We start from the raw sequence: 16,098 nt of genomic DNA, 5'->3' as shown, positions 1-16,098 counted from the left end.
GACGCGGCGAACAGATGACAAATGACAGCTGACGGATTTCAGATTTCAGCGAACGAAATCTGAAATCTGTTACCTGTCACCTGTTCGCCGTCACCCGTCCGCGCCGCCCCGCCGCTCGATCACCAGACCGACCCCGTCCAGCATCCGCGCCATCCCGAACTCGAACAACGCCTCCAGGCTCAGGTCGATCTCCGGCCCCCGGTTCAGCGCGTCGAACATCGGGAACCGCTCCGAATCCGCCATCAGCCGTGCGTGGTCCTCGTCGCCCACCCGCTCCATCCACTCGTCTGCGGACAGCCCGCTGTCCTGCTCGGCCTGCGCCTCCCGCTCGAAGTGAACGGCCAGCCCGCACACGAACGCGGCCAGGGCGACGGACGTCTGGGCCATCTCCTCCCAGCTCAGTCCCCGCCCCACCAGGACGGCCATCGACCGCTCGGTGTGCAGCGCGGCATCCGGCGCCGGCACCGGCCGGGTGAAGGACATCGTGGAGGCCAGCCACGGATGCCGCCGGTAGATCCGCCACTGCAGCCGCGCGATCGTCTCCAGCCCCTCCCGCCAGTCCGACGCCGGCGGCTCGGGCAGCGGCTGCTCGCGGAACACCGCGTCCATCATGAGCCGCAACAGCTCGTCCTTGCCGGGCACATGACGGTAGAGCGACATCGTCGCGACACCGAGTTCGGTCGCGACCCGGCGCATCGACAGCGCCGCCAGCCCCTCCTCGTCGGCCACCCGGACGGCCGTCGCCACGATGCGCTCGCGGGTGAGGTCACGCTCGCCGCCCACGCGCACCCGCCGCCCCCCGACCGGCTGCGCCACCGGCCGCACTTCCGGCTGCGACGCCGGTTCGGACACCTGCTGCTGCGCCCGCCGGGGTTCCCGCGCCCGGGCGGCCGCCGGAGCCGGCTTCCCTGCCACCACCGTGCCCACCCCCGGGACGGCCCGGACGAGCCCTTCCTCCCGCAGGCGGTTCAGCACCTTGGTCGCCGTGGCCATCGCGACGCCCCACTCCTGGGTGATCCGCCGGGTGGAGGGCACCCGCGCCCCCGGCGCCAACTCCCCTGCCGCTATGCGCCGTCGGAGCTCGGCCGCGATCCGCTCCGAGGGGCTCCCGCTCTCAGTCACCCAACCCCACCGCCGACCTGCCGCCCAACTGTCCCAATACCGATCGAAGTTGACGAGCGCAGCAGCAAGCACCGGCCACCGCCGCCAGGTCCACCCGCACTCCGGCCCCACCCACCCGGCCCGAACCCAGCCGAACCCGACCCTCGCCTGACCCGCGCCCGATCCCGGCCCGGTCCGCGTCCGCCCTCAGCCCGCCCGCCGGGCCAGGTGCACCACGTCCGGCACCCCCCGGGCCACCCGGACCTCGTGCGTCACCACGTCCGAGAACCCCGCCGCCCGCAACGCCTCCTCGAAGGCCGGCGAAGGCTGTGCACTCCACACTGCCAGCACCCCGTCCGACCGCAGCCGGTGCCACAGCACCGCGAGCCCGTCCGCGCCGTACAGCTCGTCGTTGGATTCGGTGACGGTCCAGTCCGGCCCGTTGTCGATGTCCAGGCACAGCGCGTCGTAGCGCTCGCCGTCCGCCGCCGCGAGGTACTCCAGCAGATCGGTGTGGAGCACCTCGACCCGCTCGTCCTCCAGCGCGCCGCCCGAGAAGGCGCCGAGCGGACCGGTCCGGTGCCAGTCGATGATCGCGGTCTCCCGCTCGACGACGGCGATCCGGCCCCAGCGCGGCTCGGCCGCCGCGTACGCCAGCGAGAAGCCGACCCCGAGGCCCCCGATCAGCACCGACGGCCGCTCGGCAGGCCCGCCCGTACGGTCCAGCTCGTCCAGCGCCGCCTGGATCAGCAGCCGCTCCGAGCGCCCGTCGGCGGTGTCCATCAGGAAGCAGCCGTTGGCGATGATCTCGAAGTCCCGACCGCGTTGCCGGAGCACCACCTCGCCGTACGGGCCCTCCCGTCGGTCGAGCGTGACGACGGCCTCGTGGCCGTCACGTTCGGGCAGTGCGGTGGTCATCCGTCCTCCATAGCGGACTCGGGCGAACTCGGCTGCGGGGCCACCCCGGTACGGGCGGGATGGATACCCGCCCGACAATAGCCGAGTCCGCCCCCGGGCCCGTCACGTCGTGACCAGCACCCCCGCGTACGAGACGCCCGCGACGACCACCCAGGATCCGAGCCCGAGCAGGGCGATCCGACCGCCGGTGCGAGCCATGGTCGGCAGGTGCACCGCACTGCCGAGACCGAACAACGCGGCGGCCAGCAGCAGTTCCTGGGTGTCCGCGGCCAGGCCGAGCACGCGCTCCGGCAGCACCCCGGTGGTCCGCAGGACGATCATCGCGAGGAACCCCGCCACGAACAGCGGCACGATCGGCGGACGACTGCCGGTCTTCACCGACTTCTCACTCGACTTCTCACCCGGCCTCGATCCCGAGTCCGAGCCCGAGTTCGAGCGCGAGTCCGAGTTCGAGTTCGAGCGCGAGTCCGAGTTCGAGTTCGAGCGCGAGTCCGAGTCCGAGTTCGCTTCCGACGCCACATGACCCGCCCCGCCCGTCACCGGAACCGCCACGGCAGCCTCCACCGGGGCCGCCACCCGCGCCGCCCGCAGGTTCCGCCGCACCACGACGGCCACCCCCGCGACCAGCGGCGCCAGCAGCACCACACGCATCAGCTTGACCAGCACCGCCTCCCGCAGCGCCCCGGACCCGCCGGTCTGCGCGGTGGCGACCACCTGTCCGACGTCGTGCACACTCGCCCCGACCCAGCGCCCGAACTCCAGCTCGCCGAGCCCGAGCGGGTGCTGGAGCAACGGCAGCACGGCGATCGCCAGCGTCCCGCACAGGGTGACCAGCGCCACCGAGGCCGCGACGTCCTCCTCCTCACTGCCCGCCGCCTGGCTGACCGCACCGATCGCCGAGGCCCCGCAGATCGAGTACCCGGTGGCAACCAGCAGCGGCTGGTCCCCGGGAAGGCCGAGCCGCCGGCCCAGCCAGAGCGTGCCCGCGAAGGTGGCCGCAACCACGGCGAGCACCATGGCGACGGTGGGCCAGCCGAGGCCGAGCACGTCGTCCAGGCTGAGCTTGAGCCCGAGCAGGACGATCCCGAGCCGCATCAGCCGCTTCCCGGCCGTGGACAGCCCCGGCCGGGCGATCCCGCGGACCACCGGGCGCAGCCCGGGCAGGTGGGCCGCCACCATGCCGAGCACGACGGCGGCGGTGAGCTCGGGCACGGCCGGCACCAGCGCGTGGACGCCCAGGGCGGCGGCCACCCCGAGGGCCGCGAGCAGCAGCCCGGGGGCGTCCCCGCGCATCGGGGGCAGCGAGCGGGTACCGGCGACGCGGTGCCGGAGGGTCAGTGCCACGCCGCGCTCACCGCTGCTGGTCGGCGGGCAGCCGGTAGACCCGCCGGATGCTGGTGCCGAGCCGCGAGACGTCCGCGCCGTACACGTGGATGGAGATCGCCGTGCTGCTACAGGAGTTGCGCACCAGGTGGATGTCGCCGGGCGGGGCGAAGGCGGCCACGGTGCCGGCCGGGCCGGCCACGTGCTCGGTCTCGACCAGCCGGGCGGTCTGGCCGTCGGAGACCAGCCGGTAGCGGGTCTCGCTCTCCTGCCCCTGGTGGACGCCGGCCACGCACCACGAGACGTGGTCGTGGATCGGGGTCTGCTGTCCGGGCAGCCAGACCAGGGCGACGACGGAGAAGCTGCCGTCCTCCTCGGCGTGCAGCACGTGCTGGCGGTAGCGCTGCGGGTCGCCCTCGCACTGGGCGGGGGTGAGCAGCGCGTCGGGCCCGTCCTGGTCGGCGTGCAGGTGCGGGGCGAGGCGCTCGCCGACCAGGTAGGCGGTGAGCTCAGGCGGGAGTCCGCGGTCCACGACGGCGCGGATCTCACTGATCAGCGCGGTCATCCGCTCGGTGAGCCGGTCGCTGCCGACCGTGGCTGAGGGTCTCATACCAGCAGGTTCGAGCCTACCGACCTATCACGTCCAAGGAGGGTTCATAAGCAACCTCCCCATCAACGCTTATATGTCAGTGGTCGGCAGTCGCCAACGGGCAGCCACCGGCCGGCGATCGGCGGTCAGCACCCCACCCGGCTCGCCGCTGCCTGCCGCAGGTGGTCCAGCACCAGCCCGGTGGCCGGGATCCGGCGGTGCTCGCGCAGTACGTACGCGCTCACCTGCCGCCGCAGGTGCGGTTCGACGGCCCGCCCGGTGACCTTGCGGTGGCACATGAAGGAGAGCACCAGAGCCGGCATCAGCGCGATCCCGACCCCGGCGGCGACGAGCGACTGCACCGCGAGGTTGTCGTCCGTGGAGAACACGATGTCCGGCGCGAAGCCCTCCTCCGCGCAGACGTGCAGCAGGTTGGCCCGGCAGCGCGGACAGCCGGCGATCCAGCGTTCGCCACCGAGGTCGGCCAGCCGTACGGCGTGCCGGCGGCCGAGCGGGTGCCCGACCGGCAGCAGGACCGTGAGCAGGTCCTCCATCAGCGGGATCTCGTCCAGGCCCTCCGGCACCTCGGTGGCCCCACCCGGGTAGCGGAAGGCCAGCGCGATGTCGCACTCCCCGCGCAGCAGTCGCTGGACGGAGTCCGGCGGCTCGGCCTCCAGCAGCTCGACCCGCACGCCGGGGTGCTCGGCCAGCAGCCGGGCCATCGTCTCGGGTATCAGGGTGGCGTTGGCGCTGGGGAAGGCGCAGACCCGCACCCGCCCGGCGCGCAGCCGGGCGAGCGCGGCGAGCTGCTTCTGGGCGGCGGACATGCTGCCGAGGATCAGCTCGGCGTGCCGGGAGAGCGCCTCGCCGGCCTCGGTGAGCCGCAGTCCGCGCCCTTCCCGGGTGAAGAGCGGGACACCGACGGTGCGTTCGAGCGCCTTCATCTGCTGGGTGATGGCGGGCTGGGTGTAGCCGAGTTCGCGGGCGGCGGCCGAGTAGGAACCTGCCCGGACGACCTCGCGGAACGTCCTGATGTGCCGCGAATCGAACACCGGCTCCATGATCCCTCCCACCCGCTCGTCCGTCCTCGGTCCCGCATCGACGTCATCGCAGGGGCGCATCAGCCCCGCTGCGGCCTCGCCTCGATGCCCGAGAATCATAAGAGGAATTTGGAGGTATCGACCCCGACCCCACCCGCACCTATGGTTCAGCCTCGAACCAGCCCTCTCACTGCTGTGCCGACGGCGGCAGTCCCATCGGCACCCCGGCCGTGACGACCGGCACCCCGCCGCGCGCGCTCGGGCTGCGCCGGCTGCGCCGCTCCACGAAGCGGGCGAGCCACGAGAGCAGCAGACACATGCCGATGTAGATCGGCGCGATCACCATCACCACCGGGATGAACGGCAGGTCGTAGTCGAGGTTGGTGGCGATCAGCTTGCCCGCGTGCAGGAACTCCTCGTAGGTGATCAGGAAGCCCAGCGAGGTGTCCTTGAGCGCGACCACCAGCTGGCTGATGATGGCCGGCAACATCGCCCGGTTGGCCTGCGGCACCAGCACGTACGTCATCACCTGGGTCTTGCGCATGCCCAGTGCGTACGCCGCCTCCCGCTGCCCCTTGGGCACCGCGAGCACGCCGGCCCGGAACACCTCGGCCAGCACCGACCCGTTGTAGAGCACCAGCCCGGTCACCAGCGCCCACAGCGGCTGCACCTTGAGTGCGACGAACACGAAGAAGATCATCACCAGCACCGGCATGGCCCGGAAGAACTCCACCACCAGCGTGGCCGACCAGCGCACCACCCGGTGGTCGGACAGCCGCCCGGCCGCGAACAACGCGCCGAAGGGCAGCACGAACAGCACCGTCCAGCCGAAGGCCTTCAGGGTGTTCCCGAGCCCGCGCAGCAGCAACTCCTGCACGCCCCGGTACTCGAAGGCCATCCACTTCTCGTACGTGAACTGCTGGGTGTGGAACAGCATGTAGACGACCCAGCCGACCACCGCCGCGATCAGCAGCAGCACGATCCCGCCGTACAGCCGGTGGCGGGCGATCGCCTTCGGGCCGGGGATGTCGTACAGCGCCGAGGATTCAACGGTCATCGGGACACCGCCACTCGTCGTTCCAGCAGGTTGAAGACGGCGCTGATGGCCAGGGTGATGATCAGGTAGCCGACGGCGATCCAGACGAAGGTCCAGACGATGCTGTAGCCCAGCTCGTTGATGGTCCGGTAGGTGCCCAGCAGTTCGGTGACGCTGAACGAACCGGCGATCGCCGTGTTCTTCGCCAGCGCGATCATCACGCTGCCGAGCGGCGCCACCACCGAGCGGTACGCCTGCGGCAGCACCACCAGGCCCATCGTCTGCCCGAAGCTCATGCCGAGGCTGCGGGCCGCCTCGCCCTGCCCGGGCGACACCGTGTTGATGCCCGAGCGCATCGACTCGCAGACGAAGGCCGAGGTGTAGCAGCCGAGCGCGAGCACCGCGAAGGTGAAGAAGGGCAGGGTGATGTCGAACCGGGGCAGGCCCAGCACCACGATGAAGAACAGCAGCGTCAGCGGCGTGTTGCGCAGCACCGTCACCCAGGCGGTCCCGAACACCCGCAGCGGCTTGACCGGTGAGACCCGGAAGCTCGCGATCAGCACGCCCAGCACCAGCGACAGCACGGCGCTCACCACGAACAGCGAGAGCGTGCCGAGGAACCCCTCCCAGTAGGTCGACCAGTTGTCGGTCAGCGTTTTCACGGCGCGGCCCTCTCAGTACCGGTCGATCTGCGGCGGGTTCGGCGCCGGCTCCCCGGAGAGGCCGAGGGTCGCCTCGAAGGCCCTCTTCCAGTCGCCGTTCTGCATGTGGTGCTCCAGCCCGTCGTTGATCGCGCCGCGCAGCACGGAGTCGTCCTTCGGCACCCCGATCCCGTACGGCTCGGTCGAGAACAGCGGGCCGACCACCTTGAGCTCGTCCGGCACCTTGGCCGCGTAGCCGAGCAGGATCGCGTTGTCCGTGGTCACCGCGTCGACCTGGTTGGCGATCAGGTTGTCCACGCAGGCCGAGTAGGTGTCGTAGCCGATCAGCTTGGCCTTCGGGTACTTCGACTGGATGCGCTGGTACGACGTGGAGCCGGCCGCCGAACAGACCTTCTTGCCGTCCAGGTCCTGCGGACCGTGGATGGTGTCGTTGTTCCTGCGCACCAGCAGCGACTGCCCGGCGATGAAGTACGGGCCGGCGAAGCCGACCAGCTTCTTCCGGTTGTCGTTGATGGTGTACGTGCCGACGTAGTAGTCCACCTGGCCGTTCTGCAGAGCGGTCTCGCGGTTGGCCGAGGCGATGGTCCTGAACTCGATCCGGTCCGGCGGGAAGCCCAGCGAGGCGCCGACCATCTTGGCGATCTCGATGTCGAAGCCGGAGTACTCGCCGGTGGCCGGGTTCCTCTGGCCCAGGTACGGCTGGTCCTCCTTGGCGCCGACCACCAGGTGGCCCCGCCTGCGGGCGGCGTCCAGGGTCGGCGAGCCGGTGATCGCGGAGGCGTCCTGCACCTGGTAGCTGGGCAGGGCGCTGGGCTGCGGGCCCTTCGGCGGCGGGGTGCCGGGCTTGCCGCAGCCCGCGACCAGAGCGGTGAGCAGCAGGGCGGCGGCGAGCACGCGCTTCCCCGCCCGCGCGACGGGCCGCGCCGCAGGCGTCGTCGCGGGCCTCGCCACGGGCGGCGTCACGGACGTCGCCGCAGGCCTCGTCACGGACGTCGTCTCACGGTTCACGGCGCCGCCTCAGTGCTTCAGGATCTTGGACAGGAAGTCCCGGGCGCGATCGCTCTCAGGAGCGCTGAAGAAGGCCTCCGGGGCACGGTCCTCGACGATCCGGCCGTCGGCCATGAACACCACCCGGTTCGCGGAGGCCCGGGCGAAGCCCATTTCGTGGGTGACCACGACCATCGTCATGCCCTCGCTCGCGAGCTGGCGCATGACGTCCAGCACCTCGTTGATCATCTCGGGGTCGAGCGCCGAGGTGGGCTCGTCGAACAGCAGCGCCTTGGGGTCCATCGCCAGCGCCCGGGCGATGGCGACCCGCTGCTGCTGCCCGCCGGAGAGCTGCGCCGGGTACTTTCCGGCCTGTCCGGCGAGGCCCACCCGCTCCAGCAGCGCACGGGACTTGGCGTCCGCCTCCGCCTTGGGCCGGCCGCGGACCTTGACCTGCGCGAGCGAGACGTTCTGCAGCACGGTCTTGTGCGCGAACAGGTTGAAGGACTGGAACACCATGCCGACCTCGGCACGCAGCCTGGCCAGGCCCTTGCCCTCCTCGGGCAGCGGTTGGCCGTCGATCAGGATGGTGCCGTCCTCGATCGGCTCCAGCCGGTTGATCGCCCGGCAGAGCGTGGACTTGCCCGAGCCGGACGGGCCGATGATCACGACGACCTCGCCGCGCCCGACCGTCAGCTCGATGTCCTGCAACACGTGCAGGTCCCCGAAGTACTTGTTGACCCCGCGCATCTCGATCAGCGGGGTGAAGGCCGAGGCGCCGACCGGGGCCGACCCGGGGGCTGTGGTCACCTGTTGCGCCGTCCCTTCAGCAGCCAGCCCAGCACGCTGCCCGCGATCAGCGTGGCCAGCAGCGCGATCCAGAGCGGCGCGGTGACGGTGAAGACCCAGAACTGGATCTTGACCTTGTCGAGGTTGGCGAACAGGAACCACACGGCGAGGATGACGATGACGGCGATCCCGATGTAGCGCGTGGGAATCCCGCCGATCTCACCGCGCGAAGAACGGGACGAGCCGCCTGAAGTCTTGGTCACCGGAGCAGTCTGCGGGCCGGACGGCTGATTTGCCCGGTTACGCGCCCTTCCGGGCCAGGGAGTAACCCGTACGGGGCAACGCGGCCCCGTACGAGTTTGAAACGCTCCGACCCGATTCCGGACCATCGGTCCGGACGGCCGCGGCCGCTACCGCTCGTCCCGCCAGGACCGCCAGAGCGCCGCGTACGGACCGCCCGCCGCGACCAGGTCCGGGTGGCTGCCGTACTCGCTGATCCGCCCGCCCTCGACCACGGCGATCACGTCCGCGTCGTGCGCGGTGTGCAGCCGGTGGGCGATGGCGATGACCGTCCGGCCCTCCAGCACCCGGGAGAGTGAGCGCTCCAGGTGGCGGGCGGCCCTGGGGTCCAGCAGGGAGGTGGCCTCGTCCAGCACCAGGGTGTGCGGATCGGCCAGCACCAGCCGGGCCAACGCCAGTTGCTGGGCCTGTGGCGGGGTCAGTGAGGTGCCGCCGGAGCCGACCTCCGTGTCCAAGCCGTCCGAGAGGGCGTCCACCCAGGACCCGGCGTCCACCGCGTCCAGCGCGGCCCGCAGCTCGGTGTCGTCCGCGTCGGGCGCGGCCAGCCGCAGGTTGTCCCGCAGGGTGCCGACGAAGACGTGGTGCTCCTGGTTCACCAGGGCGACCTCCGCGCGCACCCGCTCGGCCGGCATCCGCGCCAGCGCCGCCCCGCCGAGGGTCACGCTGCCGCGGCCGGGGGCGTAGATCCCGGCCAGCAGCCGGCCGAGGGTGGACTTGCCCGCGCCGGACGGCCCGACCAGCGCGACCCGGCTGCCCGGGGCGACGTCCAGGCTGATCCCGTGCAGGACGTCGGCTCCCTCGCGGTAGCCGAACCGGACGTCCTTCGCCTCGACCCGACGGCCGTCCGGCCGGGCGGACTCGTCCCCCTCGTGCTCGGGCACCTCGCGCACGCCGACCAGCCGGGCCAGCGAGGCCTGGCCGATCTGGAGCTCGTCGTACCAGCGCAGGATCAGGTCCACCGGGCCGGTCAGCATCTGCGCGTAGAGCACGCCGGTGGTCAACTGGCCCACGGTGATCCAGCCCCGGAGGGTGAACAGCCCGCCGAGCACCATCGTGGCGAGCACCGCCGAGGTGTAGACCGCGTCGATGGTCGGGAACCAGACCGAGCGCAGCCACAGGGTGTACCGCTCCCAGGCCAGCCACTCGCCCAGCTTGCGGTCGGTCAGCCGGACCCTCTGGTCGCCCAGCCGCAGCGCTTCGACCGTCCGCCCCGCATCCACCGTCTCGGCCAGCACGTTGCTCACCGCCGCGTACCCGGCCGACTCGCTGCGGTAGGACTGCGGCGCCCGCCGGAAGTACCAGCGGGAGCTGACCAGCAGCAGCGGCAGCCCGACCAACGAGGTCAGCGCGAGCAGCGGCGAGGTGACCAGCAGCGCACCGACCACCAGCAGCAACGACACCACGGCGACCGCGAGTTCGGGCACCGCCTCGCGTACCGACTTGTCCAGCCGGTCGACGTCGGTGGTGCCCCGGGAGACCAGGTCCCCGGTACCGGCCCGCTCCAGCACACCGGTCGGCAGGGCCACCGAGCGGACCAGGAAGTCCTCCCGCAGGTCCGCCAGCACCCGCTCGCCGAGCACCGCACCGCGCATCCGCGACCAGCCGGTGAACGCCGCCTGCGCCACCAGCGCCAGCAGGTACCAGGCGACCGCCACCGCGACGGTGGACCCGGCGGTGCCGGTGGCCAGCGACTCGACCAGACGCCCCAGCACCCAGGGCCCGACCAACCCGGCCACCGTGGCCACCGAGTGCAGAGTCACCACCACGGAGAACCCGGCGCGGTGCCGCCGCGCGAGCAGCAGCAGGTACCCGCGCACGGCGGCCGGGGAGCCGACCGGCAGGGTGGCGGCCGGCCCCTGTTCCTCCTGGACGGGGGGCTTCATGACGTACTCCTCGCGTGCGTGGCAGGGAAGTTGACGGCGGTCCTCATACGGCCCCACCCACCGGACGGGCCGCTTCCTCGTCGCGGGTGACCACGGCCCGGTAGGCCGGCTCGGTCCGCATCAGCTCGCGGTGCCGCCCGGCCGCGACGACCCGGCCCTCCTGCAGCAGCACCACCCGGTCCGCCTGGTCGAGCAGCAGCGGACTGGTCGCGAACACCACGGTGGTGCGCCCCGCCCGGGTGTCCCGCAGCCCGGACGCGATCCTCGACTCGGTGTGGGCGTCCACCGCGCTGGTGGGCTCGTCCAGCACCAGCACCGGCGGGTCGGCCAGCAGTGCGCGGGCCAGGGCGAGCCGTTGGCGCTGCCCGCCGGAGAGCGAGCGTCCGCGCTCGGTGATCCGGGCACGCATCGGGTCTCCCCCGCACTCCGGCGAGCCCTCCACCAGGGCCTCCAGCACGTCGTCGGACCGGGCCGCCGCCAGGGCCACGGGAGCCGGGACCCGCCCCGAGGACGGGATGTCGAACAGCTCGGCCAGCGTGCCGGAGAGCAGCACCGGCTCCTTGTCGTGGACCAGCACCGCCGCCCTGGCCTCGGACAGCGGCACCGCGTCCAGCTCGGTGCCGCCGAGCCGCACCGAGACCTGTGCCCGTTCGCCCTCGGCCGTCGGGACGTGACCGCCGAGCCGCTCGGCCAGCGCCCCGGCGAAGTCCGGGTCCCCACAGACCACCGCGGTCAGCTCGCCGGCCCGCGCGGTCAGCCCGCTCGCCGGGTCGTGCAGGTCTGCCTTGTCCGGCCGGGCCAGCGAGGCCTCGGCAGCGCCGCCCGTCCGGCTGAGCGAGAGCACCCGGACGGCCCGCCCGGCGGAGACCCGGGCCACGCTCCAGGCGTGCGCCGCCTCGCCCAGGATGCGCAGCGGAGCGGCCAGGAAGGCCGTCGCGCCGTACACCGCGATCAGGGTGCCGACGGCGAGCTCGCCGGAGGCCACCAGCCGGGCTCCGTACCAGGTGACGCCGACCACGAACAGACCGGGCAGCAGCACCTGCTGCGCCTGCATCAGCGACCAGATCCGGGCCGAACGGACGGCCGCCGCCCGGACCTCCTGGGAGGCCGCCCGGTACCGCTCCAGGAACAGCTCCTCGCCGCCGATGCCGCGCAGCACCCGCAGCCCCGCGACCGTGTCGGCGGCCAGCTCGGTGGCCTTGCCGCCGAGGGCGCGCTGCTGCTCGTAGCGCCGCTCGAAGGGCCCGATCAGCGGCCAGACGGAGGCCGCCAGCACCGGGACGCCGAGCAGTACGCCGATCCCGAGTACCGGATCGACCGTGAACACCACCGCGCTGACGGCCAGCCAGACGACCACCGCGGACCGGACCCGGGCGATCAGCTCGACGTACCAGCCGATCCGCTCGACGTCCCCGCTGCCGACCGCGACGACCTCGCCGGTGGCGATCCGGCGCGACAGGCCGGCCCCGAGCTGCGAGGCCTGCCGGGCCACCAACTGCCGTACGTGGGTGGCCGCGTGAATCCAGTTCCAGACCGCCTGGCGGTGCGCCAGCACGGCGCCGAGCGCGGCGCCCGCGCCCAGAAGGAGCAGGAACCCGCCGGCCCGCCAGATCCCGCCGGCGTCGCCGTCCACGGCGGCCTGCACGCCGTACCCGAGCGGTATCGGCAGGGCGGCCTGGCACCCCATCTCGATCAGCGTCCAGCAGGTGGCGAGCAGCTGCCCGCGCCGCTGGCTGCGCTGCAGCCAGCGCAGGAAGGCCAGGGGTGAGGAGAGATCGGGACTGCCGGGGTCGGCCAGCGGCAGAGGGGTGAGCAGCATGACACTCCGATACGGGCGGTGCGCGGGTGCGGAGGCACGGGGGCACAGGGGTACGGGGGAGGCACGGGAGTACGGGAGCGGGGCGCACGGAACGCCTCGGTGACGCACGCACGGCACGGGCAGCGGCCGAACGACGGCCGAACAGCAGGACGGCCCGAACCGACGGGCGGAGGACGCGCGGCGCGGCAGCACGGCGGCGGCGCGACGTCGACGATGCGTCCAAAGGAGGCACCGGACGGAGACGGGATGGGCACGAAGGGCCCGGAAAGTCAGGAGGTCATGGCCGCGAGCCTGCCAACCTCCCTGTGATCCGCGCAACAGGTTTTTCACCACGGTCGAGCGCGCCGACCCCACACGCCCCCTGCACGCCGGGCCCGCGAGCTCCCCCGCGCCCCCGCACGTCCCCCAGCAGGGCGGTCCCGCCCCACCGTCAGCCGGCCGTCGCCCCGGGCAAACCCCCGCAAAGCCTCACCCAAGATTCGCCCGTTCGGCGGGAACAATCACACCCGGACACCAGTTGCCCCACTGGAACCACAGGACAATCAGGAGGGCACCCCTTCCCGTGAGCACCATCCCCACCGTCACCCTCAACGACGGCGCACAGATCCCGCAGCTCGGCTTCGGCGTGTGGCAGGTCCCGGACGCCGAGGCCACCCCGGCCGTCCGCACCGCGATCGAGGCGGGCTACCGCTCCATCGACACCGCGGCCATCTACGAGAACGAGGCCGGCACCGGCGCGGCGATCACCGAGGCGCTGGCGGGCGGCGTGGCCCGTGAGGACCTCTACATCACCACCAAGCTGTGGAACTCGGGCACCCGCGACTGGTCCGGCGAGCAGGGCCGCGACGCGGTGCTGCGCGAGTTCAACGCCTCGCTGGCCAAGCTCGGCCTCGACCACCTCGACCTGTACCTGATCCACTGGCCGCGCCCGATGCACGGCAGCTTCCTGAACATCTGGAAGGCCTTCGAGCAGCTGAAGGCGGACGGCCGGGTCAAGTCCATCGGCGTCTCCAACTTCGGCACCGAGCAGCTGACCCGCCTGCTGGACGAGGCCTCCGTCGCCCCGGCCCTGAACCAGGTCGAGCTGCACCCGTACTTCCCCCAGACGGAGCTGCGCGCCTTCCACGCCGAGCACGGCATCGCCACCGAGGCGTGGAGCCCGCTGGGCCAGGGCAAGGAGCTGCTCGCCGAGCCCGCGCTGGTGAAGATCGCCGAGAAGCACGGCCGCACGGTCGCCCAGGTGGTGCTGCGCTGGCACCTCCAGAGCGGTGTGATCGCCATCCCGAAGTCGGTCACTCCGTCCCGGATCCGCGAGAACCTGGACGTCACCGGCTTCGAGCTGGACGCCGAGGACCTCGCGGCGATCGCCGCCGTGGCCACCGGCAAGCGGATCGGCCCGGACCCGCAGGACTTCGACTGGAACTGACGCCCGGCCCGGGGGCCCGGTCCCCGGGCCCCCGAACCGCCTGACGGCCGGTCACGCGAAGGCCGCCCGCACCCCATGGGAGCGGGCGGCCTTCGGCATACCCCGATCCGCCAAAGCCCATGTCCATGGACCCTCAGCGTTTTGGCGAATCGTTTTGGCTACTGCGGCGAAATCTTGACCTAGAGCCTGGCCGCCTTCGCGATGAGCGCGAGCCCGGCCTCGTGCTCGCCCTCCTCCAGCGGGGCCAGCAGCAGCCGCTGGACCTCGGCCACCCCAGCGGCCGAGCGGTGCAGCAGGTCCTGTCCCGCCGGTGAGAGCGAGAGCAGGTTGCGCCGTCCGTCCGAGGGGTCGCGCCGGCGCTGCACCAGACCGCGGCGCACCAGCCGACTGACCATCTCGGCCATCGTGGCCTTGTCCAGCGAGGCCAGCTCGCCGACCGTGCGCTGGTCGGCGCCCGGCTCCAGCTCCAGCGCGTCCAGCACCGCGTACTGCGGAGCCGTCAGCTCGGCCCCCACGTGCTCCGACCAGAGCTTGGTGTGCACCTGCTGGCTCACCCTGATCAGGTAGCCGATCGCCCGCTGGGCGTCCAGTATCGGCCGCGCGTCGGCGATGACGGCGACCGCCGCGGGCTCCAGCCTGGCTATCTTGGCCATCACCCGGACGATCTCGACCTGTTCCTCCGCCGAGAGCGGCTCGAACAGGACGCGCTGCACACGGACCACACCACCGGTGGCCTCGCGCACCGCCTGGGCACCGCTCTGCGAGAGGGCCAACAGCTTTCGCCGGCCGTCGGCCGGGTCGCGCCTGCGCAGCACCAGGCCGCGGCGGACCAGCCGCGCGACCATCTCGGCCATCGTGGCCTTGTCGAGCGAGGCCCGCTCGCCGACCGTCCGCTGGTCCGCACCCGGCTCCAGGGCCAGGACCAGCAGCACGGCGAACTGCGGAGCCGTGAGATCGGCTCCGACGTGTTCGGACCACAAGCGGGTGTGAACCTGCTGTGCCACGCGAATGAGGTGTCCGGGCGACTGCTGCAGTCGCGCAGACACGCGGGTTGTCGGGATCTCCCCCAGCACCATGTATCCGTCCCGATGTCACACCCGGCGTGTGTGGGACACCCGGGTGGGGCAGTAACGGCGAGTGGGCGTCCAGCTATGAGGGAGGGCGCTCCAGCCGTGCAGCCGGTGGCTGCTGGCGGACACTATACAAACGGCGGGCCGTTGCTGGCAGGCAGGGGCGGATAGTAGACGCAGGTTCGGCAACATTGGCATATTTATGCGCTGCGAAGGCCTTGCAGTAACTCGTTCTCAGCAGAAAGCCGACCGGTCGGTCCTTACCCACCGTCACCTGCGTCTCTCCACCCTGGCCGCCTCCCCTACCCGCCGGTAGGGTGTGGCCACCCTCTCCGGGGGCTCTCCCCGGAGGGAAACCCCCGAGAGAGACGAGAGCGAGCATGACCGAGCAGAGCACCGCCCCCCGGGTCGCCGTCGTCACCGGCGGCGCCCGCGGCCTGGGCGCCGCCACCGCCGTCCGACTGGCCGCCGACGGCTACGCGGTCGCCGTCCTGGACCTGGACGAGGCGGCCGGCAAGGAGACCGTCGACCGGATCACCGCCGCCGGCGGCAAGGCGCTGGCCGTCGGCGCCGACGTCTCGGACGCCCAGCAGGTCCAGACCGCCGTCGACCGCGTGGCCGCCGAGCTCGGCGCCCCGGTCGTCCTGGTGAACAACGCGGGCGTACTCCGCGACAACCTGATCTTCAAGATGTCCGAGTCCGACTGGGACACGGTCATGAACGTTCACCTCCGCGGCGCCTTCCTGATGACCCGCGCGGTGCAGAAGCACATGGTCGACGCCGGTTTCGGCCGCATCGTCAACCTGTCCTCGTCCTCGGCCCAGGGCAACCGCGGCCAGGCCAACTACTCCGCCGCCAAGGCCGGTCTCCAGGGCTTCACCAAGACTTTGGCCATCGAGCTGGGCAAGTTCGGCATCACGGCCAACGCCGTCGCCCCCGGCTTCATCGCCACGGACATGACAGCTGCCACCGCCGCCCGGGTCGGCATGGACTTCGAAGACTTCAAGCGGGCCGCAGCCTCTCAGATCCCGGTCCAGCGGGTCGGGCAGCCTGAGGACGTCGCCCACACCATCTCCTTCCTCGCGAGCGAGGGTGCCGGCTTCGTCTCCGGCCAGGTGATCTACGTCGCGGGCGGCCCCCTCGACTGAGCACGGA

At 72.1% G+C, this 16,098-nt stretch carries 15 protein-coding genes; 2 read left to right on the top strand and 13 right to left on the bottom strand.

All coding sequences use genetic code 11. The annotated features are described in order from the left end of the window. Positions 1–90: 90 nt before the first annotated feature. The 12 genes from ACIRRH_RS35350 to ACIRRH_RS35295 form a co-directional block, all read right to left on the bottom strand. Entirely contained in the window at positions 91–1,122 is a 1,032-nt protein-coding gene (locus tag ACIRRH_RS35350) for a TetR/AcrR family transcriptional regulator C-terminal domain-containing protein (protein ID WP_403075704.1), read from the bottom strand. Positions 1,123–1,308: 186 nt separating this feature from the next. Next, positions 1,309–2,019, bottom strand: coding sequence for a spermidine synthase (locus ACIRRH_RS35345; protein ID WP_403075701.1), 711 nt, complete (start codon positions 2,017–2,019; stop codon positions 1,309–1,311). Positions 2,020–2,121: 102 nt separating this feature from the next. Continuing rightward, a complete protein-coding gene (locus ACIRRH_RS35340) occupies positions 2,122–3,312 on the bottom strand; it encodes a YeiH family protein (RefSeq protein WP_403075776.1) in 1,191 nt (396 codons plus the stop codon). 58 nt (positions 3,313–3,370) lie between these two features. Continuing rightward, entirely contained in the window at positions 3,371–3,952 is a 582-nt protein-coding gene (locus ACIRRH_RS35335) for a cysteine dioxygenase (protein ID WP_403075698.1), read from the bottom strand. A 125-nt stretch (positions 3,953–4,077) separates the two neighbouring features. Beyond that, positions 4,078–4,983 carry a LysR family transcriptional regulator gene (locus tag ACIRRH_RS35330; protein ID WP_403075697.1) on the bottom strand — a complete coding sequence of 302 codons (906 nt, stop codon included), beginning with the start codon at positions 4,981–4,983 and terminating at the stop codon, positions 4,078–4,080. Between the two features lie 175 nt (positions 4,984–5,158). Beyond that, complete coding sequence (locus ACIRRH_RS35325; RefSeq protein WP_403075694.1) at positions 5,159–6,028, bottom strand: amino acid ABC transporter permease; 870 nt, start codon at positions 6,026–6,028, stop codon at positions 5,159–5,161. Next, positions 6,025–6,669, bottom strand: coding sequence for an amino acid ABC transporter permease (locus ACIRRH_RS35320; RefSeq protein ID WP_403075691.1), 645 nt, complete (start codon positions 6,667–6,669; stop codon positions 6,025–6,027). The genes ACIRRH_RS35325 and ACIRRH_RS35320 overlap by 4 nt, the downstream gene beginning before the upstream one ends. Before the next feature lie 12 nt (positions 6,670–6,681). Then, the gene (locus ACIRRH_RS35315) at positions 6,682–7,563 is read right to left on the bottom strand and encodes a glutamate ABC transporter substrate-binding protein (RefSeq protein ID WP_403075688.1); all 882 of its coding nucleotides are present in this window, start codon (positions 7,561–7,563) and stop codon (positions 6,682–6,684) included. Between the two features lie 123 nt (positions 7,564–7,686). Next, complete coding sequence (locus ACIRRH_RS35310) at positions 7,687–8,415, bottom strand: amino acid ABC transporter ATP-binding protein (RefSeq protein ID WP_403075774.1); 729 nt, start codon at positions 8,413–8,415, stop codon at positions 7,687–7,689. 47 nt (positions 8,416–8,462) lie between these two features. After that, positions 8,463–8,708 carry a LapA family protein gene (locus ACIRRH_RS35305; protein ID WP_224278936.1) on the bottom strand — a complete coding sequence of 82 codons (246 nt, stop codon included), beginning with the start codon at positions 8,706–8,708 and terminating at the stop codon, positions 8,463–8,465. A 147-nt stretch (positions 8,709–8,855) separates the two neighbouring features. Beyond that, positions 8,856–10,628: an ABC transporter ATP-binding protein gene (locus tag ACIRRH_RS35300; protein ID WP_403075685.1), complete on the bottom strand. Its 1,773-nt coding sequence runs from the start codon at positions 10,626–10,628 to the stop codon at positions 8,856–8,858. A 43-nt stretch (positions 10,629–10,671) separates the two neighbouring features. Then, positions 10,672–12,447: an ABC transporter transmembrane domain-containing protein gene (locus ACIRRH_RS35295; RefSeq protein ID WP_403075682.1), complete on the bottom strand. Its 1,776-nt coding sequence runs from the start codon at positions 12,445–12,447 to the stop codon at positions 10,672–10,674. Between the two features lie 562 nt (positions 12,448–13,009). On the opposite strand from ACIRRH_RS35295, the gene ACIRRH_RS35290 reads away from it, so the two are divergent. Next, complete coding sequence (locus ACIRRH_RS35290; protein ID WP_403075680.1) at positions 13,010–13,873, top strand: aldo/keto reductase; 864 nt, start codon at positions 13,010–13,012, stop codon at positions 13,871–13,873. Between the two features lie 179 nt (positions 13,874–14,052). Here the strand turns inward: ACIRRH_RS35290 and ACIRRH_RS35285 are convergent, their stop codons facing one another. Next, a complete protein-coding gene (locus ACIRRH_RS35285; RefSeq protein WP_403075677.1) occupies positions 14,053–14,877 on the bottom strand; it encodes a MarR family winged helix-turn-helix transcriptional regulator in 825 nt (274 codons plus the stop codon). 446 nt (positions 14,878–15,323) lie between these two features. Between ACIRRH_RS35285 and fabG the strand changes: the two genes are divergently transcribed. Further along, complete coding sequence (gene fabG, locus ACIRRH_RS35280; protein ID WP_403075674.1) at positions 15,324–16,091, top strand: 3-oxoacyl-ACP reductase FabG; 768 nt, start codon at positions 15,324–15,326, stop codon at positions 16,089–16,091. The last annotated feature ends 7 nt before the right edge of the window (positions 16,092–16,098 follow it).

The sequence above is a fragment of the Kitasatospora sp. NPDC101235 genome (assembly GCF_044767505.1).
Classification (GTDB): domain Bacteria; phylum Actinomycetota; class Actinomycetes; order Streptomycetales; family Streptomycetaceae; genus Kitasatospora.
This window is presented reverse-complemented; position numbering and strand designations above follow the sequence as displayed.